Annotated in this window: 25 protein-coding genes; 15 read left to right on the top strand and 10 right to left on the bottom strand. The window is 45.7% G+C overall.

Annotated elements, in window-relative coordinates; translation table 11 throughout:
• The first annotated feature begins 350 nt into the window (after positions 1-350).
• The gene (locus VT06_RS11680; RefSeq protein ID WP_046554479.1) at positions 351-821 is read left to right on the top strand and encodes an RNA-binding protein; all 471 of its coding nucleotides are present in this window, start codon (positions 351-353) and stop codon (positions 819-821) included.
• A gap of 156 nt (positions 822-977) precedes the next feature.
• On the top strand, positions 978-2,090 hold the full coding sequence (trmA, locus tag VT06_RS11675; RefSeq protein WP_046554496.1) for a tRNA (uridine(54)-C5)-methyltransferase TrmA: 1,113 nt from the start codon (positions 978-980) through the stop codon (positions 2,088-2,090).
• Here the strand turns inward: trmA and fabR are convergent.
• Positions 2,063-2,674 (bottom strand): HTH-type transcriptional repressor FabR, encoded by a 612-nt coding sequence (gene fabR, locus VT06_RS11670; RefSeq protein ID WP_046554478.1) that lies wholly within the window; start codon positions 2,672-2,674, stop codon positions 2,063-2,065. The genes trmA and fabR overlap by 28 nt on opposite strands.
• Before the next feature lie 96 nt (positions 2,675-2,770).
• Here fabR and VT06_RS11665 point away from each other — a divergent pair, with 96 nt between their 5' ends.
• From VT06_RS11665 to VT06_RS11655, 3 genes are all read left to right on the top strand, one after another.
• On the top strand, positions 2,771-3,889 hold the full coding sequence (locus tag VT06_RS11665) for a fatty acid desaturase (protein ID WP_046554477.1): 1,119 nt from the start codon (positions 2,771-2,773) through the stop codon (positions 3,887-3,889).
• A gap of 88 nt (positions 3,890-3,977) precedes the next feature.
• Positions 3,978-5,393 carry a Si-specific NAD(P)(+) transhydrogenase gene (gene sthA / locus VT06_RS11660; protein ID WP_200897968.1) on the top strand — a complete coding sequence of 472 codons (1,416 nt, stop codon included), beginning with the start codon at positions 3,978-3,980 and terminating at the stop codon, positions 5,391-5,393.
• 128 nt (positions 5,394-5,521) lie between these two features.
• On the top strand, positions 5,522-6,889 hold the full coding sequence (locus VT06_RS11655) for a TonB family protein (protein ID WP_046554476.1): 1,368 nt from the start codon (positions 5,522-5,524) through the stop codon (positions 6,887-6,889).
• Positions 6,890-6,923: 34 nt separating this feature from the next.
• On the opposite strand, the gene hemE is transcribed toward VT06_RS11655, so the two are convergent.
• Together hemE and nudC are read right to left on the bottom strand one after the other, a co-directional pair.
• On the bottom strand, positions 6,924-8,000 hold the full coding sequence (gene hemE, locus VT06_RS11650; RefSeq protein ID WP_046554475.1) for a uroporphyrinogen decarboxylase: 1,077 nt from the start codon (positions 7,998-8,000) through the stop codon (positions 6,924-6,926).
• A gap of 233 nt (positions 8,001-8,233) precedes the next feature.
• The gene (gene nudC, locus VT06_RS11645) at positions 8,234-9,028 is read right to left on the bottom strand and encodes an NAD(+) diphosphatase (RefSeq protein ID WP_046554474.1); all 795 of its coding nucleotides are present in this window, start codon (positions 9,026-9,028) and stop codon (positions 8,234-8,236) included.
• A 164-nt stretch (positions 9,029-9,192) separates the two neighbouring features.
• Between nudC and VT06_RS11640 the strand changes: the two genes are divergently transcribed.
• Positions 9,193-9,678 (top strand): Rsd/AlgQ family anti-sigma factor, encoded by a 486-nt coding sequence (locus tag VT06_RS11640; protein WP_046554473.1) that lies wholly within the window; start codon positions 9,193-9,195, stop codon positions 9,676-9,678.
• A gap of 56 nt (positions 9,679-9,734) precedes the next feature.
• Here VT06_RS11640 and VT06_RS11635 read toward each other — a convergent pair whose 3' ends face one another.
• The gene (locus tag VT06_RS11635) at positions 9,735-10,463 is read right to left on the bottom strand and encodes an FKBP-type peptidyl-prolyl cis-trans isomerase (RefSeq protein ID WP_046554472.1); all 729 of its coding nucleotides are present in this window, start codon (positions 10,461-10,463) and stop codon (positions 9,735-9,737) included.
• Positions 10,464-10,567: 104 nt separating this feature from the next.
• Here VT06_RS11635 and VT06_RS11630 point away from each other — a divergent pair, with 104 nt between their 5' ends.
• Both VT06_RS11630 and VT06_RS11625 read left to right on the top strand, forming a co-directional pair.
• Entirely contained in the window at positions 10,568-11,539 is a 972-nt protein-coding gene (locus VT06_RS11630; RefSeq protein ID WP_046554471.1) for a WD40 repeat domain-containing protein, read from the top strand.
• Positions 11,532-11,756 (top strand): SlyX family protein, encoded by a 225-nt coding sequence (locus VT06_RS11625; RefSeq protein WP_046554470.1) that lies wholly within the window; start codon positions 11,532-11,534, stop codon positions 11,754-11,756. The genes VT06_RS11630 and VT06_RS11625 overlap by 8 nt, the downstream gene beginning before the upstream one ends.
• Before the next feature lie 52 nt (positions 11,757-11,808).
• Here the strand turns inward: VT06_RS11625 and VT06_RS11620 are convergent, their stop codons facing one another.
• On the bottom strand, positions 11,809-12,015 hold the full coding sequence (locus tag VT06_RS11620; protein ID WP_046554469.1) for a YheV family putative zinc ribbon protein: 207 nt from the start codon (positions 12,013-12,015) through the stop codon (positions 11,809-11,811).
• A gap of 99 nt (positions 12,016-12,114) precedes the next feature.
• On the opposite strand from VT06_RS11620, the gene abc-f reads away from it, so the two are divergent.
• From abc-f to VT06_RS18740, 3 genes are all read left to right on the top strand, one after another.
• On the top strand, positions 12,115-14,022 hold the full coding sequence (abc-f, locus tag VT06_RS11615; protein WP_046554468.1) for a ribosomal protection-like ABC-F family protein: 1,908 nt from the start codon (positions 12,115-12,117) through the stop codon (positions 14,020-14,022).
• Positions 14,023-14,035: 13 nt separating this feature from the next.
• Positions 14,036-14,512, top strand: coding sequence for a TIGR02444 family protein (locus VT06_RS11610; protein WP_046554494.1), 477 nt, complete (start codon positions 14,036-14,038; stop codon positions 14,510-14,512).
• An 88-nt stretch (positions 14,513-14,600) separates the two neighbouring features.
• Positions 14,601-14,741 carry a DUF3149 domain-containing protein gene (locus tag VT06_RS18740; protein ID WP_082122508.1) on the top strand — a complete coding sequence of 47 codons (141 nt, stop codon included), beginning with the start codon at positions 14,601-14,603 and terminating at the stop codon, positions 14,739-14,741.
• A gap of 21 nt (positions 14,742-14,762) precedes the next feature.
• Here VT06_RS18740 and fdxA read toward each other — a convergent pair whose 3' ends face one another.
• Positions 14,763-15,086 carry a ferredoxin FdxA gene (gene fdxA, locus VT06_RS11605; protein ID WP_046554493.1) on the bottom strand — a complete coding sequence of 108 codons (324 nt, stop codon included), beginning with the start codon at positions 15,084-15,086 and terminating at the stop codon, positions 14,763-14,765.
• 171 nt (positions 15,087-15,257) lie between these two features.
• Between fdxA and VT06_RS11600 the strand changes: the two genes are divergently transcribed.
• Positions 15,258-16,862, top strand: a complete 1,605-nt coding sequence (locus VT06_RS11600; protein WP_046554467.1) for an NAD(P)/FAD-dependent oxidoreductase — start codon at positions 15,258-15,260, stop codon at positions 16,860-16,862.
• 11 nt (positions 16,863-16,873) lie between these two features.
• Complete coding sequence (locus VT06_RS11595) at positions 16,874-17,662, top strand: CLCA_X family protein (RefSeq protein ID WP_046554466.1); 789 nt, start codon at positions 16,874-16,876, stop codon at positions 17,660-17,662.
• Positions 17,663-17,698: 36 nt separating this feature from the next.
• Here the strand turns inward: VT06_RS11595 and VT06_RS11590 are convergent, their stop codons facing one another.
• The 3 genes from VT06_RS11590 to VT06_RS11580 form a co-directional block, all read right to left on the bottom strand.
• On the bottom strand, positions 17,699-19,069 hold the full coding sequence (locus tag VT06_RS11590) for a diguanylate cyclase domain-containing protein (RefSeq protein ID WP_046554465.1): 1,371 nt from the start codon (positions 19,067-19,069) through the stop codon (positions 17,699-17,701).
• Between the two features lie 88 nt (positions 19,070-19,157).
• Positions 19,158-20,729, bottom strand: a complete 1,572-nt coding sequence (locus VT06_RS11585; protein WP_046554464.1) for a GMC family oxidoreductase — start codon at positions 20,727-20,729, stop codon at positions 19,158-19,160.
• Complete coding sequence (locus VT06_RS11580) at positions 20,729-21,232, bottom strand: hypothetical protein (RefSeq protein ID WP_046554463.1); 504 nt, start codon at positions 21,230-21,232, stop codon at positions 20,729-20,731. The genes VT06_RS11585 and VT06_RS11580 overlap by 1 nt, the downstream gene beginning before the upstream one ends.
• Positions 21,233-21,284: 52 nt before the next feature.
• Here VT06_RS11580 and VT06_RS11575 point away from each other — a divergent pair, with 52 nt between their 5' ends.
• Positions 21,285-22,289 (top strand): hydrolase, encoded by a 1,005-nt coding sequence (locus VT06_RS11575; RefSeq protein ID WP_046554462.1) that lies wholly within the window; start codon positions 21,285-21,287, stop codon positions 22,287-22,289.
• Entirely contained in the window at positions 22,286-22,522 is a 237-nt protein-coding gene (locus tag VT06_RS11570) for a YheU family protein (RefSeq protein WP_046554461.1), read from the top strand. The genes VT06_RS11575 and VT06_RS11570 overlap by 4 nt, the downstream gene beginning before the upstream one ends.
• On the opposite strand, the gene VT06_RS17560 is transcribed toward VT06_RS11570, so the two are convergent.
• The gene (locus VT06_RS17560; protein WP_052750239.1) at positions 22,519-24,078 is read right to left on the bottom strand and encodes a ParB-like protein; all 1,560 of its coding nucleotides are present in this window, start codon (positions 24,076-24,078) and stop codon (positions 22,519-22,521) included. The two genes, VT06_RS11570 and VT06_RS17560, sit on opposite strands and share 4 nt — an antisense overlap.
• Positions 24,079-24,096 lie beyond the last annotated feature (18 nt).

The following is a 24,096-nucleotide window of genomic DNA, read 5'->3' as shown; positions in this document are numbered from 1 at the left end:
TCGTTGCTACCTTCAAGCGAGGGCGCCATTTTAGTGATTTAAACCTCAGTGTCAAGCGTCTTTTTAGAAGATTTTTGCTACCCGGCTTATCTCACCCAGCGTACCCAACCCGCAGTACCCCTTGGCATGGCGCGCATTATAGGGTGTTTATTGCTAGCTGCAAGCAGTTATATGACTATTTTATTAATTTTGATGCTAACTGCCTATAAATCACACTTTTCGCTTAAATTTATTACAGCTTTTTTGTAAGTTTGGAATTTTTTCTGTTGGCTGCTTAAGATCTAACCGTTAAGATGGAATTGCTGTATAAACTGTATGTGTATTTTATCTTCTGTCTTTAGGAATTGATTATGTTACCAACTTTACGTGCTTCACTAGCTTACACACTGGCATTAGCTGTGCTGGTTTTTGTTTTTGCATTCTTTACTTTAGATTTTGATCAGGCTTTGTCTGTTGTAATTGGCATTTTACTTGCGGGAATACTGGTGCCCATTTTAGTCGATGTTAAAGGCGCCACTGTTAATACCAACTCTAGCACAAAAGAATTTAGCGGTGACAGTGCAACATTATATGTTGGCAACCTACCGTATCGTGCCAATGAAGAAGCCGTAAAAGAATTATTTGAAAGCTGTGGTACCGTTAAAAATGTTCGCTTAATGAAAGATCGACAAACGGGCCGGCGGCGTGGGTTCGGTTTTGTTGAAGTAGCCGCTAAAGATGCCGCTAAGATGATCAGCAAACTTAATGACTTCGAGTTTCAGGAAAGAACGTTAAAAGTTCGTGAGGCAAAAGAACGTCAAGAGGAAGACAGTGCTGAGTAAGCTTTGAAATATTTAATAGCTAATAAATAAAAGTCGGCGCTTAGTCGGCTTTTATTTACACTTTTAGTTCAATACCTGTTAACTAGAGCTCACTTAGGTTGGCGGCATTAGCAAAAAAACATAAAATACTCCTCTTTATTTTAAGCAGAGATGATTATGCCAATAGGTCAGGTATTTCCCGCCGAGTACGACACCCAATTAATCAACAAACAGACACGGTTACAACAATTACTTGCGGTCTATATCAAACCAGACATCGAGGTGTTTCGCTCTGAAGCAAGCCACTTTCGGCAACGAGCTGAGTTTCGCATATGGCATGACGGTGATGATATTTATCATGCGATGTTTGACCCAGATACTAAACAAAAAGTACGAATCGATTATTTCCCGATAGCATGTCGGATAATTGCCGATTTCATGCCGGTGTTACTCAATAAAATTCAGTATAATCACGCTCTGCGTTATAAACTGTATCAGGTAGATTATCTGGCTACTATATCAGGTGAACTACTCGTCAGCTTAATTTACAAACGACAACTCGATCAGAGCTGGCAAGACGCTGCCACTGCATTAATTGCAGACTTACTGCCAGAATGGCCAATAAAAGTTATCGGTCGCGCCCGTAAACAAAAAGTAGTATTACAAGATGACTATGTTACTGAACACTTTACTGTTGACGGTAAAACACTAGCTTACCAACAAGTAGAAGGCAGCTTTACTCAACCCAACGCCGGGGTTAACCAGCATATGCTAAACTGGACAGCCAGCATTGCACGGCAACTCAGTGGCGACTTATTAGAGTTATATTGTGGTAATGCAAATTTCTCTCTAGCACTGGCTAGCTATTTTGACCAGGTTGTCGCAACAGAAATTTCACGTACATCGATTAAATCAGCACAATATAATATTGCACTGAATAATATTATGAATGTTCAGGTACTGCAAATGTCTGCTGAAGATGTAGCGAAAACGCTATTTAACAGCACTGCGCTCAAGCAGATCGAGCTGGCAAATATGGCACTTAATACGGTTTTAGTCGACCCACCGCGCGCCGGTTTAGATACGGATACTATTAAGCTGATCAGTCGTTTTAATGATATTATTTATATTTCATGCAATCCTGAAACATTGGCTGACAACCTGCAGACCCTTAATGAAACACACTGTATTGTTAAAACAGCCTTGTTTGATCAATTCCCCTATAGCCATCATGTAGAAACCGGAGTTTGGCTGCAAAAACGTCAATCTTTCAGCTTATGCCTACCATAACTGGCAGCACCATGTGCCAGCCAGCGTAATTGCATAATAGTACGGTTGCTGAGTTTGGCATATTGCTCTGGTGGTGCATCAAGTGCATCAGCACCAGTATGAAACACCAACGTTACCATTGCCTCTGCCTGCAACTGTGCCAAGTCGTCGGGACAGGCCGTTTCTTTTCGGAGGTAATGGGCAAGCTCTGCGGAGAAATGCTGAATTTCGCGGGCCACCGCAGCTCGAAAAGCAGCAGAAGTACCGGAACGCTCGCGTAATAATAAACGGAATACATTACTGTTTCCGGTGACAAACTCCATAAAGGTCTCTATCGAAGTGCTAATAACACTGCCGTTTTTTTCAATTCTCTGCCGGGCCTGCCGCATTAACTGGCGTAACATTAAACCCGCTTCGTCTACCAGCGTTAAACCTAATTCATCCATATCAGCAAAGTGACGATAAAACGAAGTTGGGGCGATCCCCGCTTCTCGCGCTACTTCTCGCAAACTTAAACTGGCGAAACTTTTTTCTGCACTCAACTGAGAAAAAGCAGCTTCTATTATAGCCTTACGAGTTCGTTCTTTTTGTTGCGCTCTGCTCACGGCACATCCTATCGATAAAATAGCTATTTTATACCTTGACCTAACGCTGCTGGCTAGTTAAATTGGCTTACAGTTGTAAGCTCAAAGTACCCTAATATGAAAAAAGCACCTATTATTTGGTCAACGACAATCTTATTTAGCCTGACATTTCTTGTAGCAGCCGTCGCCGTACCCTGGTACGCCATTGCAGTAGGATTTGGCTGGTTTGAGATTATTGCTACAATTTTAGCGCTTGGCTACTGTGGTATGTCTATTACCGCGGGCTATCATCGGTTGTGGGCGCACAAAACCTACGATGCTCATCCTATTTTACAATGGGTTTTCGCCATCGGTGGCGCCTTTGCATTGCAAAATAGTGCATTACACTGGGCTTCTGATCATCGGGACCATCATCGCCATGTTGATAACAACGACAAAGACCCCTACTCTGCTGGGCGTGGTTTTTGGTACAGTCATATCGGCTGGATGCTTCGTGATTACCAGGGCGAGGTATACAACGACTACGCTAATGTTCGTGATTTGCAAAAAAACCATATTTTGGCATGGCAACACAAACACTATTTATTATTAGCCATAGCAACCAACTTTGGCATTCCACTGTTTTTGGGCTGGTTAAGCGGTAATATGCTGGGTATGATTTTAAGCGTTGGGGTACTAAGACTAGTCTTAAGCCATCACTTTACTTTCTTTATAAATTCTTTAGCTCATATCTGGGGTAAGCAACCTTACACAGACAGCAATTCGGCGCGTGATAATGGTTTGCTGGCCTTTTTGACTTATGGTGAAGGTTATCATAATTACCACCACATATTTGAATACGATTATCGTAATGGCATCAGATGGTGGCAATTTGACCCAACGAAGTGGTTAATTAAATCTGCCAGTTTTATTGGGTTAACCCGAAATTTACGCACGGTGCCTGAAGAGAGAATAGCGATTGCAAAAATAAAAATGCAATTGCAGCGGGCCAAAGAAAAAGCACAGCTGCTACCTAATGCTGAGCAACTTTTACAAATGCTTGAGCGTGAATACGAATTATTGCTAGCCAGAATTCAAGATTACTATCAGTTAAAAAAACAATTTATGGTGCAGAAAAAACAGGCCTTGATAGAACAGTGTCAAACTGCAGCATTTAAACAGCGCTATCGTGAGTTTAAATTTCACCTGCAACAACAACAGCAACATTGGCAAAGGCTAACCGCAGCATTTCATTAATCTTTAAAAAGAGGCTGCGGCCTCTTTTTTTGTTACTAAGAACTGCTATGCTGGAAAATGACGGGTTTTATCAAGCAGGATTGCGCTAGTGACCGAAAAAAACAAAAATATAACTTATGATTATGACGCGATAATTATTGGCACCGGCCCTGGCGGCGAAGGGGCAGCGATGTATCTGGCAAAAAGCGGTAAACGAGTTGCAGCCATTGAGCGTTATAAGTCAGTGGGTGGTGGCTGTACCCATTGGGGTACAATTCCTTCTAAAGCATTACGTCACTCGGTGAGCCGACTAATAGAGTTTAATGAGAACCCACTATTTCAGCTAGACGAACAACATACACACCTGACTTTCTCACAAATTCTAAAGCATGCCGCAGGCGTTATCCGCAAGCAGGTAAAGCTCAGAGCCGGTTTTTACGACCGGAATGTGGTTAAAATTCATCAGGGTGAAGCACGTTTTATTGATAACCATACTCTGGAGGTTACGGCTGAAGATGGCAGCTGCTACACGCTAAGCGCTGAAACCATTGTTATAGCCACCGGTTCACGACCTTATCGTCCGCCCGAAGTTAATTTTAACCATTCACGCATCTATGACAGTGACACTATTTTATCACTGGCTCATGACCCAAAACATATTATTATTTATGGCGCCGGTGTTATAGGTTGTGAATACGCATCGATATTCCGCGGCCTGGGTGTGCGTGTTGATTTAGTTAATACCCGGGATCGGCTTCTCTCCTTTATGGACGCAGAGGTGTCAGACTCGCTAAGTTACCATTTTTGGAATTCAGGCATGACTATTCGTCATGGCGAAGAGTTTGAACGAATCGAAGGGACAGCAGACGGCGTAGTATTGAACTTGAAGTCTGGTAAAAAAATGAAAGCCGACTGCTTCTTGTTCGCTAATGGTCGCACTGGCAATACCGAAATGCTTAATTTTGATGCAATAGGTTTAGAAGCAGATGGTCGTGGTTTAATAAAAGTGAATACCCATTATCAAACCAGCATAGACAATATTTACGCTGTCGGCGATGTAATTGGTTATCCAAGCTTAGCCAGTGCCGCCTATGATCAAGGCCGGTTAGCCGGTGAGGCCATTGTTAAAGGCAATCTTGACGTTCATTTAATTGCGGAAATACCTGTTGGTATTTATACCATTCCGGAAATGAGTTCAGTTGGTAAAACAGAACAGGAGCTGACCAGCGCTAAAATTCCTTACGAAGTAGGCAGAGCACAGTTTAAGCATTTAGCACGAGCGCAAATAGCGAATACTAATGTGGGTAGCCTCAAATTATTATTTCATCGTGATACGTTAGAAATTCTGGGCATTCATTGTTTTGGAGAGCGTGCTGCAGAAATTGTCCATATCGGTCAAGCAATTATGATGCAAACTAACGGTGGCAACACTCTTAACTATTTTGTGCGTACTACTTTCAACTATCCGACAATGGCCGAAGCGTATCGGGTAGCTGCTCTTAACGGTCTAAACAGACTTTTTTAATAATTAGTAAAAAATTTACGCCGCAACATCTTGAAAATAAACAAAATATTTATTTTTGTTTTGGCTGATAATTCATTGTAAACTCAATGAAAGAATAATATTTAGTGGGAATGTCGTGGAGACCCGTTATGCCATTAGTTCGTATTAGCCTGGCTTGGATTGCAATCTGCTTCTCTTGGCAGACGCTTGCAGATTTTCCTACCGCAAAATCGCTGTTTGAGAAGCAAGAATACCAACTAGCGAAACCTCGATTGGAAAAGCTAGCAGAGCTTGGCCATCTTCAAGCCCAATTTATGGTGTCCAGCATCTATGCTGAAGGTTTAGGCACCGACATTGATATTAACAAAGCTTATGCCTGGAGTTTAATCGCTCGCGAGCGTCAACACCCCGAAGCAGAAAAACAGTATTTATTATTGCGCAGCAAACTTGAGTCACGCCGTGATGGCAAAAATACTTTTACTGAACTCAACAGCAAATATGGCAAAGATGCGCTTTATGGCAGTTTATATCCTATTGCTAACAGGTTTGTAGTGGGTAATGCCGTTAAATTGCAGGTAATAAACCAGAGCAAACCAGATTATCCAAGCTTTTTTGAACGTGGTGGTGTGTCAGCGTGGGCAGTGGTGCACTATGATATTAATGAAGATGGTAATGTTGAAAATGCTAAGGTTATTGCATCATTTCCAATTGATGGCATTAATGAATATGTGTTAAAAGCCGTAAATAATTGGCGATTTGAACCACCGCAGGACTTATACGGCGACACTATGCGCCTTGAAATGCAATCGCATACCTTTCAAATTAAAGCTAATCAAGGAACGCAAACCCGACGTTTTAACAGGGAAAGTCAAGAGTATATTGACGCTATAGCAGCGGCAGCTCGTGCTGAATTTGCAGAATACCAATATTTGTATGCCGTGCTTGCTGAAAGTAATATTGTCAAAACCGAGAACCCGCTAGAGTGGTATCAAAAAGCGGCAATAAATGGTAATAAAACGGCCCAGTATCGTTTAGCGCAATGTTTAATTGCTGGTAATGGTTGCGACAAAGATCGCAGTAAAGCCGTTAATTGGCTGGCACTTGCAGCTGAAGGTGGCAGCCCTAAAGCAGCTTACTTATTAGCTCAAGAATTACTAGACAGCAATAATGTTAATTTTGATCCACGCAAAGCCGCGCGTTATCTGGAGCTAGCCGCATTGAAGGAATATATGCCGGCCATTGCAGACTACGCTTCTTTGCTGGCTATGTCAGATGATCCACAAATACGTAACCCAAATAAAGCGGTTAGCCTGGCGGAACAAGGACGTGCAATAGATCCGAATCATCCCGACTTATTAGCAACTTTAGGCGTAGCTTTTATCGAGCTTGGTCAACAAAGCCGTGGCGAAGCAATGTTACAACAAGCTATAAACGAAGCACAGAAACGTAATTGGGTAGTGGCGAATTTCGAGGATTTACTACTTGATTATCAAACTTCAGTGGCTGACATGAATTAGATAAATGGCCATCAATCTGATGGCCATTACTTTGTTATTCGGCTGAGATATCCAGATGGTAAGTGCGGCTTAATGACTGTACCGCATCAATAAATATTCCCGCTTTTTCAGGATCAACATCAGGTGTAATGCCATGGCCCAGATTAAACACATGGCCAGATCCCTGTCCAAAACTGTCTAATATAGACTGTACTTCCTGCCTTATCCGCTCAGGAGAGCCCAACAACAGAGACGGATCCATATTACCTTGTAAAGCCACTTTATCGCCTATTCTGGCACGGGCATTACCAATATCAGTAGTCCAATCTAAGCCTACACCATCACAGCCTGTTGCCGCTATTACCTCTAGCCATTGGCCGCCATTCTTAGTGAATAAGGTAACCGGTACTTTTCGGCCATCGGCTTCACGAGTTAAACCATTTATAATAGTTTGCATATAACTTAACGAAAACTCTTTATAGTCCCGTGGTGTCAGTATGCCGCCCCAGGTATCAAATATCATGACTGACTGCGCACCTGCTGCAATTTGAGCGTTCAGATACAACACAACGCTTTGGGCCAGTTTATCTAATAGCATATGCACCACTTCAGGCTCGCTATACATCATCTTCTTAATAATACTAAACGTTTTACTGCCACTACCTTCGACCATATAGGTTGCCAGTGTCCAGGGACTGCCGGAAAAACCAATTAATGGCACACTACCATTAAGCTCTCGCCTGATAGTTCGCACTGCGTCCATCACATACCGCAATTCTTGTTCGGGATCCGGAATAGGGAGATTAACAACATCTTTAAAATCGCGAACGGGCCTTTGAAACTTTGGGCCCTCACCTTCGCCAAAATATAAACCCAAACCCATGGCATCAGGAATAGTTAAAATATCACTAAATAATATGGCTGCATCCAGTGGGTAACGTCGCAGGGGTTGCATAGTCACTTCACATGCCAACTCAGGATTTTTACACAGCGACATAAAGTCGCCAGCTATAGCCCTGGTTGCCCGGTACTCAGGCAAATAACGACCTGCCTGACGCATCATCCAAATTGGCGTACGATCAACTGGCTGCTTTAAAAGTGCTCGCAGGTAACGGTCGTTTTGTAATTGCATAATTCATTCGCCTTAAATATAAACTGCATTAGTTTAACATTTGTCAAAGCCAGACTCTATATATTCAGTATTAATCTACAGTTCAGGTTTATTCAGTCAGGGGCTTGTCAGTAGATAAACTATCTGGTATAAAATACAGGCGCTAGTGAAGAATTATAATTAAGAAGCCCTTTATAAGGGACCACGCAGTACTACGTTAAGCCACATTTGTGGCTTTTTTATTGGCTGTTTTTCTACTTTACATTTTTACGCTGCAAATGATGAATAATCCTGCCTGATAATGTTTCTACTGGCGGTATTTGCGGAAGGTTATTAAAATCAAACCATGCTGCTTCTTCAATTTCATTCGGCTGACACACAATATCTCCCTGTTGATAGTCGGCAGTAAAACCTGTCATCAACGAATGCGGAAATGGCCAGGGTTGGCTACCAATGTAGTTCAAGTTAATAATATCTACTCCCACTTCTTCTTTTACTTCCCGTACAGCAGCTTGCTCCAGCGTTTCTGCTGATTCAACAAAACCTGCCAATATTGAGAAAGAACCCGTTTTATGCCGACTGGAGCGAGCTAAAAGTATTTGTCCGGGCCGGGTGATCCCTACCAGTACACAAGGCGCGATACGGGGATAGCAGCGATGACCGCAGCGGTTGCACAGAACAGCAAGCTCCCAGTTCACCAGATGCATAGCACTGCCGCATTGACCGCAAAAACGGTGTGTTTGCAGAAATAATGCTACCTGCAGCGCCCTGGCCGCTAACTGAAAAAGCTGTTCATCTTCAGACAATAAACTGCGCGCAGAATGCCACATCGCCTGATCAGCTACTTGATCATGATCAACTAACAAATAGCAGGGTTGTTGCTGATACTCACCAAGCCAGCATATCTGCTCAGGCTCGGCAGCGACTTGCAAACTTGCCAGCGTTCCTCTTGGTATTTTACCAGCCTCTGTTAAATATACATTGCCTTTATTAACAATAAACCAAAAGCCTAGGCTCTGTTTAGTCAGTGTTACACTGTGCTTGATCATGGTAAAGTCCTTTATCGGCGAGATTTATTCAGTTGCACATCAGTTCACTATTGCTATGATACGGCGAGTATACTGAGCTGACCAATAAAAAAATGGTTGATCTTTCGTCTGAATTTCTTTTAATTAGAGCCTGCAGTACTTTTACTGCACTTAAGGAGAAGGCAATGTACCGTCGTGTGCAACAAGCGCAACAAAAATGGGGAGGGTCGTTAACAGCAATTGATAACTGGCTTGACGAACGCCAGCAGCTTATTGTTAGCTATTGTCGACTAGCGGGCTTGCCTCCCTTTGAAAAAGATCGCCATACATTGCCTTCTCAAGAAAAAGTCCGTGAATTCTGTCAATTACTCATGGATTATTTATCAGCGGGCCATTTTGAAGTGTATGAACGAATTGTTGACCAATGCGCGGTAAATGGTACTGATTCCCGAAAACTCGCTGATAGCATGTATCCAAAAATAGCCATTTCAACTGATCTATCGCTAACGTTTAACGACTCTTATGCGGACCATTTAAGCACACGTGACAGTGCCGCCTTTGATCATGAATTGTCTGATCTTGGACAAGCATTAGAAGAACGATTTGAATTGGAAGATGAATTAATTGATACGTTACATGCTAAACATACTGACAGCGGTGTATCAGCCTAAAAGTTGCATACCGAATAAGTAAGCGACCACAACATGTTGTGGTCGCTAGCAAAAATTTATTCGCCGGCAACAATTTCCAGCAATTCAACTTCAAAGACTAACACGCTATGCGGCGTAATAACGCCCATGTCACGCTCGCCGTAAGCCAGTTCAGACGGAATTGTAAACTTAAATTTAGAGCCTACGTTCATCAGCTGCACGCCTTCAGTCCAACCAGGAATAACCCGATTTAATGGAAACTCTGCAGGCGCGTCACGGTCGTATGAGCTGTCAAATTTAGTGCCGTCAGTCAGTGTGCCGGTATAATGTACTTTTACAATATCGGTTTCTGCTGGCTTAGGGCCATCTGCTGCTACCAAAACTTCGTACTGTAAACCAGACTCAGTTACCATGACACCTTCTTTAGTGGCATTTTGCTCTAAATAAGACTTACCTGCAGTAATCACCGCTTCTGATTCTGCCGCAGCCATTTCAGCCTGCTTGGCGCGGTACTGCTCATCTAACGTGGCTAACAGTTGCTGAATTTCGTCATCACTGACACTTGAAGTGCCCGCCAAGCCATCTTTAACACCTTGCAAAATTAAATCACTGTTCAACTCAACGGCAATTTTGTCGTACTCTTGCACGGTACTTTCCAGGTAACGACCCGCAGATACACCCAAACTATAAGCTTGTTTGGCTTGATCAGTATCTAATGCCGGTATGTCAACTTGAGGTTCTTTCTGACAGGCGCTTAAAGTAAGTACTGTTATAGCAATTAATGATAATTTAGTTGTTACGCGCATTCATTTCTCCAATTTTTAGCAGTCGGGCTGCAAAAGTGTGTTTTAATAATTTGTCAGGTTCTTATCTATACTAACGGTTTGTGCGAATGAGGTTAACACCCACAATGAAATATCCTGTGTTTTTTCTTGTTTTTTTAATCGTATCCTGTACAAAAGTAGAAACAACGGCACTTCAGCAATGGCAGCACGTTGCTCAGGGCAGTTATGCGGCAGAAATAGCTGACAATGGCAAATTTGCAGTTGTCTCTTCAGTTCAAAATGGTATTGCCTTTTGGGACCTGCAACAAAATGCACTGACGTATCAGTGGCAGCATCAACAAGACCAGGAAAATCTGGTATTTAACCTTGCACTGAGCCCTGACAACAGCCACGTGCTGAGTGCCGATCAACAAAACTTTGCCTTATGGCGCACCGACAATGGCGCAAACGTGGGTTTCTGGCAGATAGACCAATCAAGTATTCGCGATATTGCCGTTTCAAACAACGGCGCCCATTTACTCATAGGCAAAAGCGACGGTGCTGTGCAACATATTACTTTAGCCTCAGGCCGTCGCCTCGAGTTTCTGGGACACACTGAAAAAATAAATAGTGTTGCGCTATCGCCAAACGGTCGCTACGCGCTGACAGGCAGTAATGATTACCAAGCTTACCTATGGGACACCGATAGCGCCCAAATTATTCATACCTTTAGCCATCCTAGCCGGGTAAGCACCGTTGCCCTCGACCCGCAAGGCCGTTTTGCGTTTACCGCCGACAGTCAAAGCATGGCACGTATATGGGATGTGCAAACCGGCGCCCTGATCAGCTCCTTACAAATTATCGCTCGCCAGCAGGTTTTTAGTGCGGTTCGTTTTAGTGCTGATGGTAAATACCTGCTAACAGGTGCCCCAACCCGCAATGTTGTATTATGGCGAGTGAGTGATGGTAAAGAGCTGCAACGCTGGCGGGTTATGCCACGTGACGGCAGCCGGCCAGCTGGTGCAGTGGTGCACGCAGTAGCATTCTTAAGCCCAACACGTATAATCAGCGAAAGCTCCAGTGGCTATGCCGAGGTATGGGAAATAAATTATGAGTGACAACGAGACATTGCAACAACAGCTAATTGAACTGGAAAGTAAACTGGCTTTTCAGGAAGACACCGTAAATAGCTTAAATAATGAATTGCATGAACATCAAAAGCGCATAGAAAAGCTGCAACATCAGGTAATGTTGCTGGCAGACAAACTACGGCAACTGCCCGATGATAATGGTAACGGGCCGGTAGAGCAGGAACCGCCGCCGCCTCACTACTAGTTCCTTACTAGTACCTGGCGACTTGAACCAGCAGAGTAAATTGGTAGTAGCGTTATTCGGGCTTAAAAACCCCAATAACCTGCTCCTGAGAACGGCTGGCTTTAGTCACTTGCTGGTCTGGCTGCACCATCTGATGACCACAGCTGACACATTCTACCTTTTCAACATTATTTTCTATAAACAGCATCATCGTATCAATAGCATGACATTTAGGGCAGCTGGCACCGGCGATAAAGCGTTTTTTTTTCCGAACAGTCATAGTGATCTCATTTCAATAGCGGCTATTTTAGCTTAGGCCTTGGTTTATGCTGGTTATAGCGTAAAATTGGCGCCCTAGTTCAGTATTACAGGTAAAAGCATGATTCAGTTACAACAGGTTGAACTGCGCCGTGGCCCGCAGGCTTTATTTAGCAATGCCGATCTTACCGTATTTCCGGGGCAAAAGGTCGGAATAATTGGCGCTAACGGTTGCGGCAAATCCAGTCTGTTTGCCATGCTGCTGGGGAAACTTCATGCCGATGCCGGCAATATTAACCTGCCTGAGCGCTGGATTATCTCAACGGTTGCCCAAGAAACCCCAGCATTGGATTGCAGTGCTATGGATTACGTGTTGCAGGGTGATGAAAAATTGTTTCCATTGCTGCTTAAGGTCCGCAGCCAGTGCAGTGAAAGTGATTTAGCCACTGTCCATCTACAAATTGAAGCGCTGGACGGTTATCGCGCTGAAGCTAAAGCCGGTATCTTACTGGACGGCCTTGGCTTTAGCGGCGAAGCGCAACAACATACGGTTAAATCATTTTCCGGTGGCTGGCGCATGCGCTTAAACCTTGCCAAGGCATTAATGCAACCTGCTGAATTATTACTGCTGGATGAACCCACTAACCACCTCGATTTAGATGCTGTACTGTGGTTAGAGAAATACCTCAGTAATTATCAGGGCACGCTGCTGTTAATTAGTCACGACCGTGACTTTCTCGATGCTGTCACCGACAATATTGTGCATATAGAGCGGCAAACTCTCACCTTATACAAAGGTAACTACAGCCAGTTTGAACGCCAGCGCGCTGAACAACTGGCTCAACATCAGTCTAATTTTGATAAACAGCAACGGCAAGTGGCACACCTGCAGCAGTTTATTGACCGCTTTAAAGCTCAGGCTACCAAGGCTCGTCAGGCGCAAAGCCGCATTAAAGCACTGGAACGGATGACCGTACTTGCACCCGCCCATGTTGATTCACCGTTTAACTTTAGTTTCAGAGATCCAAAAGCCTTACCTAACCCACTGCTTAAAATGGATAATGTACAGGCAGGTTATGCGGATAACGTAATTCTGAGTCACATAAAATTTCAGTTACTGCCGGGCAGCCGCATAGGTTTGCTTGGTCGCAATGGCGCCGGTAAATCCACACTTATCAAATTACTGGCGGGCAGTATGCAGCCGCAGAGTGGCGATGTGTGGTATGCCAATGGTGTGAGTCTTGGTTATTTTGCCCAGCATCAATTAGAGACGCTTCGTCTGCAAGACTCACCACTGCAACATCTTGTCAGGCTCGATCCATTAGTGCCAGAGCAAAAACTGCGTGATTTTTTAGGTGGATTTGGTTTTTATGGCGACAAAGCGCTGGAAGCCTGCGGTCCCTTTTCCGGTGGTGAAAAAGCCCGGCTGGTATTAGCGCTGATAGTTTATCAGCGCCCCAATCTGTTATTATTGGATGAACCCACCAACCATCTTGACCTTGATATGCGCGAAGCCATTGTCATGGCACTACAGGAATTTGCCGGTGCCATCGTTATTGTCTCGCACGACCGTCACCTGTTAAGCAGTTGTACCGACGAGTTTTATTTAGTGGCCAATGGCCAGGTCGTACCCTTTGATGGCGATTTAACTGATTATTATCAGTGGCTGCAACAGGATGCGCGGCAAAATGCCGGTGCCAGCCAGGTAGACAGCGCCGCTAGCAATAACGTGGTACGAAAAGATCAGAAACGGCTGCAAGCAGAGCTGCGTAATTTGCTGCGGCCACTGAAACAAAAAGTAGAAAAGTTGGAACAACAACAGGAACAGCTGACCACAGAGCTTGCCAGTATTGAAAAATGGCTAGCCGATGCCGATATTTATCAGGCTGAACGCAAGACAGAGCTTACTGCGCTGCTGGCAAAACAAGCCAGCGCCAGTAGCAGCTTAAGCAGCACTGAAGAGAACTGGTTTATGGCCCAGGATGAACTGGAACAGCAAACCGAGCTGTTCTGGCAGCACAATAGCTAACGGCGGCAACAACATGGTTAACCCACCAACTGAACAGCAGCTGTGGCAATTTAGCTTGGCGCTATACCCCAAGATACAGCAATGGTGTCTGGATTGGCAGGACAGCTTCGGGGTCAATATCAATTTATTGCTGTTGTTGTGTTATCTTGAACAACAACGGATTAGCCTGACTGCAAAGCAGCTACAACAGCTTTCTGCTAAGCTTGAACACTTCAACCGCCAGTTTACCCAGCCGCTGCGCGCACTGCGACGCAACAGTAATCACACCAGTTTATCCGCAGCAGCGCAGCAGCAACTAAAACAAACATTGCTTGCAGCCGAACTGTCACTAGAGCAGTTGGAACAGCAATTACTGATTGAGCATTGCCCCACTCTCACCCCACAAGCACAACCATTAATTGAGCTATATCTGGCACAGCTTCAGGCCAGTAATCTGGCAATAGCCAGCCAAATACTTGATCTGCGTCAAACTTGGCAGCAACTAGGTTAAATGTGCGGGCAAACCTTGATCTGTATCAGGTTAAGCGCGGGCGTTCAGGCCCACACTTTGCGTATACACTTTGCAAGAGGGCAAAACAATGAACTTATGGTATGAATTTTTTAACGATCCAGTAATCTTTTTTTCGTTTACCGGTTTGGCTATCGTGATTGGATTATGTTTGTTTTACGCCGTCTATTTTATTTATAAAATAGACCACGACAAGCCTAACTCTAACTAGCGCCTTGGCATCAGGTTTTGCTTACGTTTCAAGATAAGCCAGTTTATCTGGTATGCCATTCCACTTATCGGCATCAGTTGGTGCGGCCTTCACTTCACGAATATTGGGCCATAACTGGGCTAGCTCAGCATTTAGCTGGATAAAACCCTGCTGAGCAGCCGGTACTTTTTCTTCCTGCACTATGGCATTGGCCGAGCATTCCGGTTCGCATAACGCACAATCGATGCAAATAGCCGGATCTATCGCCAAAAAATTTGGCCCTTCAAAAAAAGCATCTACCGGGCATACCGCCACACAGTCGGTGTATTTGCATTTAATACAATTATCCAGCACCACAAAGGCCATAGTATCGTTATTTCCTATTGTTTCAGGCCAGCGATCATACTGCAGTGCCCACAAAAATCAAACACCTCAAAAACCATTACGGACATTCAGGCCGGCTTGGCGTAAAATAACCACTATCTTGTGAGCGGCTGGCCTGTTGCCGGGCCGCAATGACACCGATACGGAAACTGTATGCTGCGCCTGACTGAAATAAAACTCCCGTTAAACCACGATGAACATGCCATTCATGCTGCCATTCTTGGCAAACTGCAATTAAAACCTGAGCAACTGCATAGCTTTAGTGTGTTTAAACGCGGCTTTGATGCCCGTAAAAAATCCGATATTCAACTTATTTATACACTCGACATGGAAGTAGAAAACGAAGCGGCTTTGCTACAGGCCTTTGCCAACGATCAGCACGTTAAACCCTCACCCGACACCCGTTATAAGTTTGTGGCGCAAGCACCAGAACATTTGCCAGAGCGCCCCATCGTGATTGGGCTTGGCCCCTGCGGTTTGTTTGCTGGCCTGTTACTGGCGCAAATGGGTTTTAAACCGATTATTTTAGAACGCGGTAAAGAAGTGCGCGAGCGCACTAAAGACACCTTCGGTTTCTGGCGTGGCAAAGCATTAAATCCGGAGTCGAATGTACAATATGGTGAAGGTGGCGCCGGTACATTCTCTGATGGAAAATTATACAGCCAGGTTAAAGATCCGAAGCACTATGGCCGTAAGGTGATGAGTGAATTTGTGGCTGCCGGAGCGCCCGACGAAATTATGTATGTCAGCAAGCCGCATATTGGTACCTATAAACTGGTTGGCATGGTCGAAAAAATGCGCGCCACAATTATCGAACTTGGTGGTGAAGTTCGGTTTAGCAGCCGGGTCGATGATTTGCATATCGAAGACGGTCAGCTAACCGGCTTAACCTTAGCCAGCGGTGAGCGGCTAAACAGCCACCATGTGGTGCTGGCCGTGGGCCACAGTGCTCGTGATACCTTTCATATGTTGTATGACAAAGGTGTTTACGTTGAAGCCAAGCCCTTCTCGGTTGGTTTTAGGATAGAACACGAACAGTCTATGATAGATGAATGCCGTTTTGGCACGAATGCCGGCAACCCCATTTTAGGCGCTGCCGATTACAAACTGGTGCATCACTGTAACAATGGTCGCACCGTTTACAGCTTCTGCATGTGCCCGGGCGGTACCGTTGTTGCTGCGGCCTCAGAGCAAGGTAGAGTTGTAACCAACGGCATGAGCCAATATTCACGGCATGAACGTAATGCCAACAGCGCGATAGTGGTAGGTATTGACCCCCAACGTGATTATCCGGGGCACCCGCTAGCGGGTATTGAACTGCAGCGCCAATTAGAGACACTGGCATTTAAGGTAGGGGGCGAAAATTACAGCGCGCCGGCGCAGTTAATTGGTGATTTTTTAAGTGGTAAACCCTCAACCGATTTAGGTGAGGTAAAACCGTCTTATACCCCAGGCATTACCCTGACGGATTTATCGCAGGTACTGCCTGACTTTGCCATTGCCGCCATTCGGGAAGCTATTCCGGCGTTTGATCGGCAGATCAAAGGCTTTGCTAAAGCCGATGGTTTACTGACCGGGGTAGAAACACGTACCTCCTCGCCTATTTGCATTAAACGGGGGGCAAATTATCAAAGCATTAATATCAAAGGCTTGTATCCGGCAGGCGAAGGAGCCGGGTATGCAGGTGGTATTTTATCTGCCGGCATTGATGGTATTAAAGTAGCCGAAGCACTGGCATTAGCCATGTTGGCAGATTAAGCCAGCACTTAGTGGCCGATAACCACCTGCTACGTCAGTATTACCGTAATGGCCCGCCACATCGTGGCGGCGCCGACGTCAGCTTTGGCGATCTGGTAAAAATTTTCGGTTTTAACAGTATTCATATCGGCCGCTGGGTCAAGCCTGCCGAACAACAACAAGCTGCTAATCTTTTTTTTGATGCGCTGTGCGATTTGCAGCTATTACTGCAAGTACCTGAGCAGGTTATTTCCCTCAATGGCCGCTTAGCGTTAACCTATGGTATTGGTGGCAGGCCCGGAGTGAGTGCCCATTATCAGCCACAGGGGCGTATTTTAGCACTGGCGAAAAATGCCGGTGGTGGCAGCTTAGCGCACGAGTGGTTTCATGCGTTTGATCACTATATTGCCAGTAAACTGTTTACCGACAGCCCGCCGGCCAACCGGTTTGCCAGTCGCTGTTGGTTAGAGAATATGCCACTGCGTCAACACCCGTTAAATGCGCTGCTTGATCAGGCATTTAGTATCTTATTTTTGTCTGTTGATGGTAACAGCGAAAGTGCATTTTTTCAGCACTGCCGCCTACTTGATCAACAACGGCAGCAGCTGTATTGGGCTATGCCAGAGGAAATAGCTGCCCGTGCCTTTGAAAAAACACTGCAACGGCAACACCTTAAAAACAGTTTCTTAGTGGCAGGTACCTTAAAAAGTGCGGCAGCAAAGCAAGGGATCTATCCGGACGAGTTCATTACCCATAAGTTAAGCCAATTATGGCTCAGCTATTTTCAGGGTTTGGGCCAAAGCCTTAAACAACAGCACTAAAGCCTGAGTCGCTAAACGTGCATTCTGATTTATGGGTTAGGATTTAGCCACGTTACCGTCGCTGTAAACCAAGCGGTTGCCGCCGGCTTTTTTGGCAGCATACATGGCGTTATCAGCATGAGATAATAACGTATCTTTGCTCTGGCCATGTTGCGGATAGCTGGCAATACCAATGCTGGCAGCTATCTGCACTAGCTGCTCCGACAACTGAAAAGGCTGATTCAGCACTTTTCGGATCTTTTCTGCTAGCTGCATAACGTAGTTTTCAGTCGTTGTTTGAGGCAATAACACCACAAACTCATCACCGCCAAACCGGGCTACCGTATCACTCTGTCGCAGACAACTGAGAATGCGCTGGGCGCTTTGTTGTAATAACGCATCACCAAACCGGTGGCCATACTGGTCATTTATTTGTTTAAAGTTATCTAAATCCAGGTATAACAGCGCAAACTGAGTTTGTTCCCGCTGTGCCCGCAACACGGCTATTTGGAACCGATCATAAAACAATTCGCGGTTTGGTAACTGGGTTAAATGATCATACAGTGCACTACGTTGTAAACGCTGTAACATTTGCTTGCGCTCTATTGCTACCGCCACCTGCACCGACACAAACTCAAGCACCTCTACTTCAGCGCTGGCATAAACGGCGGTACCCGAGTTATTTTCCAATACCAGTGCCCCAATGACTGCAGTGTGTGACTTTAAAGCCACACCAAGCCAGTTAAGATTTTTATCTTTAACAAGCAATCTAACGCTTGGCGACTGCTTTTTAAGGTTATCTTGGGTAATCAGAATGGTTTCAGCATGATCAATAACCTGCTGGCATAACTGGCTAAAACTATCTTCAGAAAGCGCTGCTAATAGCGCGTTATCACTAACATCATAAGCAAATGACAGTTCATCAACATTATCTTGTAACACAATAGCAAAACGCTGCAACGGCATTAAGTTGGCCACAATTTGATGGATATTGTGGTAAAGCTCTGACAAATCTTCGCTGGAAAATGAAGCTTGAGAAATCGCATACAACGCCTCTTGCCGTTGCTTGGCCAGCTGGCTGGTCGTAATATCACGGGCAACCGCAACTCTTCGCTGGTCGGCTGCTGACCAGCGTGCCGACCACAACAAATGCACAATCTGGCCATCTTTACGGATATAGCGGTTTTTAAAATCTACCTTTAAGGCGCCGGCATTAACGTCATTAGCCGCTTGAATAGTCCGCGCCCGGTCCTCTGGGTGAACCAACTCCAACATCTGTCTACCAAGCATTTCTTGCGGCGTATAACCGAAAACGCGTTCAGCGCCGGCACTGACAAATTCAAAACGTCCGGCTTTGTCCACTACGCAAATGGCATCCAGCAGCAAATCAATATATTGGCTAAGCGCCTCAAAACCAGTGGTGTTCATAAATCACATAACCATAACTAGACGACAACTAACAGTAGCATGAATTAGCAAGGATTTCAGGCTGGATACCCCGATCCCGCTGCAACAACTAACTCACGTTCGCTGAGAATGGCTTAAGCTGTGTTAGTAGTTGCTGGCAATTTCGCCACACCAGAGCAAAGATAGTCAACTGCGGGTTAGCCCCTAAACTTGTCGGTAAAATAGAGCCATCAAATACCGATAGATTGTGTAATTGATGATGACGACCATTTTGATCCACCACGCCTTTGGCCGGGTTGATGCTCATATTGCAGCCACCCATCACATGGGCTGAAACAACAGTTTGCCGCAACGTTTGCATAGGCAGCTGTAATATCGCTGTTTTAGCTTCAGGCCAGCTATTGTATAGCTTGGCATCGTGGTGGATAGGCAGTACTTGTCTGGCCCCCGCGGCAAATTGCAGCTGAGCCATGGATAATAGAGCTTCGCGCATGCCCTGCCACATATAATCTGTAATGGGGTAATCCAGTACCGGTTGACCTTGCTCATCTAACGACACACTGCCGCCCTGACTTTGCGGATGAAAGCCATCACGCTGCAGCGCAATACAAACTTGTAATTGGTTAAACTGCGCCATTAAAGCAGCATGCTGCTCACCGGTACCCGTTAACTTGGTGGCCATTAACACCGGATGCAACGGCGGTACTTCCAGTTTATAACCTGCTTTATCTTGGTTTTCTGGCCAGACAAATTGATCAGAATAAATACTTTGCGGCGCACCGCTATGGCCGTTAATGTCTTCAGCAAACAAGGCACCCGAAATGACGGTGGGGTGTAAATAGGTATGTTTACCTAAACGACCAGACGGGTTAGGTACTTTCGAGCGCAGTAACAACGCTGGCGAGCCAATAGCACCAGCAGCAACAATATAGTGTTTGGCTTTAATTTGAATACGAATATCACTGCGGGGCTGAAAATAGTGATCAACCGGCACCGCATCTAGGCTGCTGATGCTGTTACCTTGCCAATTCAGTTTACGTACCGAAAGCCTTGAAATTAGCGTCGCGCCAAGGGCCATAGCAGCAGGAATAGTACTAACCAGCATTGATTGCTTCGCATTAATCGGGCAGCCCATACCGCAATAGCCCAGGTTAGCACAGCCGTTTACATTGCGATTAATAACGCTGTACTGCCAGCCAAGTGCCTCACAGCCTTGCTGTAACTTGGCATTGTTAGCGTTGGGCGCTACTGACCATGGCTGAATATGTAAGCGCTGTTCTGCTTTGGCAAAATAGGGCGTTAAATCGTTGTCGCCACTGAAATTAAGGCCAAACTCGCGTTGCCAATAATCCAGCGTGGCTGGCGGGGTACGAATAGAAGTAGTCCAGTTCACCGTAGTAGAGCCGCCAACGGTGCGCCCCTGCAAAATACCAATGGCTTTATCCCGAGTTTTACGCGCCGCGCCCTCTTGATACAACTGCGGGTAGGCCCAGCGCTCTTCCATGACAAAATCGGCACGGGTATAATATGCGCCCTCTTCCAGCAACAACACGCTAAATCCGGCTTCAGTTAATTGCTCGGCCGCGATACCACCTCCGGCCCCAGAGCCAATAATAACGATATCCGCTTCAAACTGCTGATCGCTTAGTAAGGTACTGGCATCAATATGCTGCGTGGCCATTAACGAAACCTCGGTGCTATATAAGAAATAGGCTGCCAGTGCTCGGGCTGGCCATAATAAGCACCATACAATAACTCGCGCAGGCCATGATAGGCTTGCTGTAATACACCTAGGTAGCTGTCACGCCAACGGTCAAGCAGTGCAAAACGCTGTTGCATGGTTAACGCAGATAAGCTGCTGAGATGGCCCGTCAGGCCAAGCTGAGTGATACGATTGGCTAATAGGTTAAATAACTGGTGTAGCTCTCGCTGTTGGCGCAACGGTAAAAATGGCAAAAAATCATCAATGGCGGTTTTGGTTCGCTCCAGTTCAGCAACAGCTAAAGTCGCATCTTCGGGTAAAGCACCGTACAATAGCGCCGGTAGCAAGGCCGACAGCACTACGCTACGGTTACTATCGTCCGCTGTCTGGCTTTGTTGCCAACCCCAGATGCTAAGCCCGGCACCTAAACTGGCGGTAGCGGCTAAGGCGATGCCAGATAAAATAAATTGCCGTCGTTGCATAGTGCTGCACCTTAAGTAAACCTTAACGCATTGTTTATCAGGATACGCCCATTTGCAAGCTCAGATCAGACCAGCATATTGCAGTACATTTAAAGCTCCCTGGTGGCTTAAAAATGCCCATTTGCAAACTATTTTTGCGAAGTACCTAAGCCCCAAAGTACAGCTTAGCAGTCAGGCTGAATTATTAAGGCTAGCCGACGGTGATGAGATACAGCTGAACTGGACCGAATTACCCGCAGCTAACGACACCCGGCCGTTGGTGGTATTACTGCATGGCCTGGCTGGCAATATCGATAGTCATTATATTCAAGGATTACTAACCGTATTAAAACAAGCTAACTGGCCAGCAGTACTGATGCACTTTCGTGGCTGTAACGGCCTACCGAATAAACTGCCACGTGCTTACCATAGTGGCGATACTGGCGACTTTGCTGCGGTTATTCAACATATTCATCAACGTTATCCAGCAATGTCTCTTAGTGCAGTGGGTTTTTCGCTCGGTGCAAATGTCTTAATTAAATACTGCGGTGAACAAGGCAGTGCTAATTTACTAAAAGCAGCGGTAGCCGTATGCCCGCCTCTGGCGCTGGCAGCCAGTGCGAAAAGAATTAATAGTGGCGGCAGCAAATTATATCAACGCTATTTACTAAACCGCTTAAAAGCCAGTACAACGCAAAAACTGGCCGCTCATGCTAACTTTCCACTGCCGTTAACCGCACAACAAATTCAGGGTTTTAGCAGTATCGAACAGTTCGATGAACACTATACTGCGCCTATTCACGGTTTTATTGACGCTCAGGATTATTATCGACAGGCCAGTGGTAAAGCTTTTTTACGGCATATTCAGATCCCCACCCTCGTTATTCATGCCAGGGACGACCCGTTTTTAAGTGACGCTGTCATCCCCAACCCTAATGAATTAAGCTGCTCGGTACAGTATGAGCTTAGCCAACATGGTGGCCATGTCGGTTTTGTTACTGGCAGCAGCCCGTTTAAACCAGTATTCTGGCTAAACCAGCGAATTCCCGCCTTTATTAAGCAGCAGTTAAACTTATGATTATTCCTTACACCGAGATTGACCCGGAAACACTGCACAATCTGATTGAATACTATGTGTTGCGTGAAGGCACGGATTATGGCGAGCAAGAAGTATCGTTACCTGAAAAAGTAGCTGCTGTGACCCATCAGCTAAAAGCAGGTGACATAGTAATAGTGTATTCAGAGCTGCATGAAACTGTAAATCTTATGCTTAAGCAGCAGTTTTTGCAAGATCAACACAGCCAGCACTAAAGCTGGCTGGCTTTTAGTAACTCTATTGCCGTTGCTGCGCCGTCAATACGCTGCACGCTAATATTGCCGGTAGCGCCTTTGTAGTGTTCAAACCAGAGTTGCAGCTGCTCGGTTACCCCCGGAAACTGGTGTTGTAATTCAGCCAGATCGGTAATCTCAGAAAACACCCCGCTAAGCGGCACGGCCAGCAGTTTGTCATCCTGCTCGCCGTTATCCAGCATCCGCATTACTGCTACAATCCGCACCTGCTGCACCGTGCCTTGCGGCAAGGCTTGCCCTAGCACCAGCACATCCAATGGGTCACCATCACCGCCCCGCTCTTTTGCTAGCAGGGTGTTACTAACAATACCGTAGTTGGCCGGGTAAGCCAGATAATCAATTTGCCGCAGCTTGCCTTGTTGTTGCTCCCACTCCAGCTGCAGCGGCGCAGCTTTATTTTGCTGCCACTTCGCATTGCTGCCGGCAGTGATTTCAATTAATACATTAACACTGCCATCGGTATTTATTGCCGGCGGCAGTTGCTGCAACCCGGTTGCCAGTTTAGCTCGATCTAAATATTGCCGTTTATCACACTGCAATGGTACGCCACGCTGACTTAGGGCAATACCGAGCGGCCCCCAATTATGCTCTTTTGGCTTACGATGACACAATAACTGATCAAGCCGGGCGTAATCTGCTTTACCCTGCCAACCTAATTTCTCCGCCGTAAAATCACCAAAAATGATACTGTCTTTATTCAGGTGCAGTAAATGGCTGTGGATCCGCTCCAGCCACTGTAAATACTCAGCAGCACTATAATAACCCGGAAATTGTAACTCGCTGTGCGTCCGTAAATACTGCGCCCAGTAAAACTCCACAAAGGGAATAGCCGGCTTGGGCTTAGCCCATACGCCATCGCGTAAAAAATACAGCGCCGCCCGGTACGGGTCGTTCTGTAAATGTGCCCGGCCCAGGCTGGTGGGCAACGCCTGATAACTTATTTGCCGACCTTCAGCATCATATAACCAGGCATTACCCTTGCGCTCCATCTGCTGCCAGAATGCAGCTGACTCTGGTACCTCCAGCTTTGCCTGAACCAACACCGTTACCTTTAGTTCAGGACCGCCCTGTGGCATATCATAAAAGGCAGAAAAAGCATGATGACCGTCGGTCAGGTACAGCTGGTTATCAGCACCCACGACTACCGTTTTCAACTGTTTAATATTGCGCGTGTTACTGCCGGCATCGGTGCAAACATAACTATCAGCGTTATTGGCCACTGATTGCCCGGTAAAACTTACCTGAAGGCCCCAGCCGGCGTTTTTACACAGATCAGCAAACATTTGCTGGCGGCTATCGCGGTATAGCGCCAGTCTGTAGTTAACCTGTTCGTGAGCAATAACACTTTGGGTCGGCCGTAAACTGGCCAGTGATACTTCAATAACATTTCCGGCGACAACAGTCTCGGTAATAACACCATCAGGCAGCCGAAGCTGTCCTGCATAACAAAAACCAATACTGTGCAACAGCACAACAACCAATATGGTGTTGTACATTATCAAATTAATGTTGCTCATAAATCACCCCGGCCAGGC

The organism is Arsukibacterium sp. MJ3, from assembly GCF_000987765.1.
Classification (GTDB): domain Bacteria; phylum Pseudomonadota; class Gammaproteobacteria; order Enterobacterales; family Alteromonadaceae; genus Alishewanella.
This window is presented reverse-complemented; position numbering and strand designations above follow the sequence as displayed.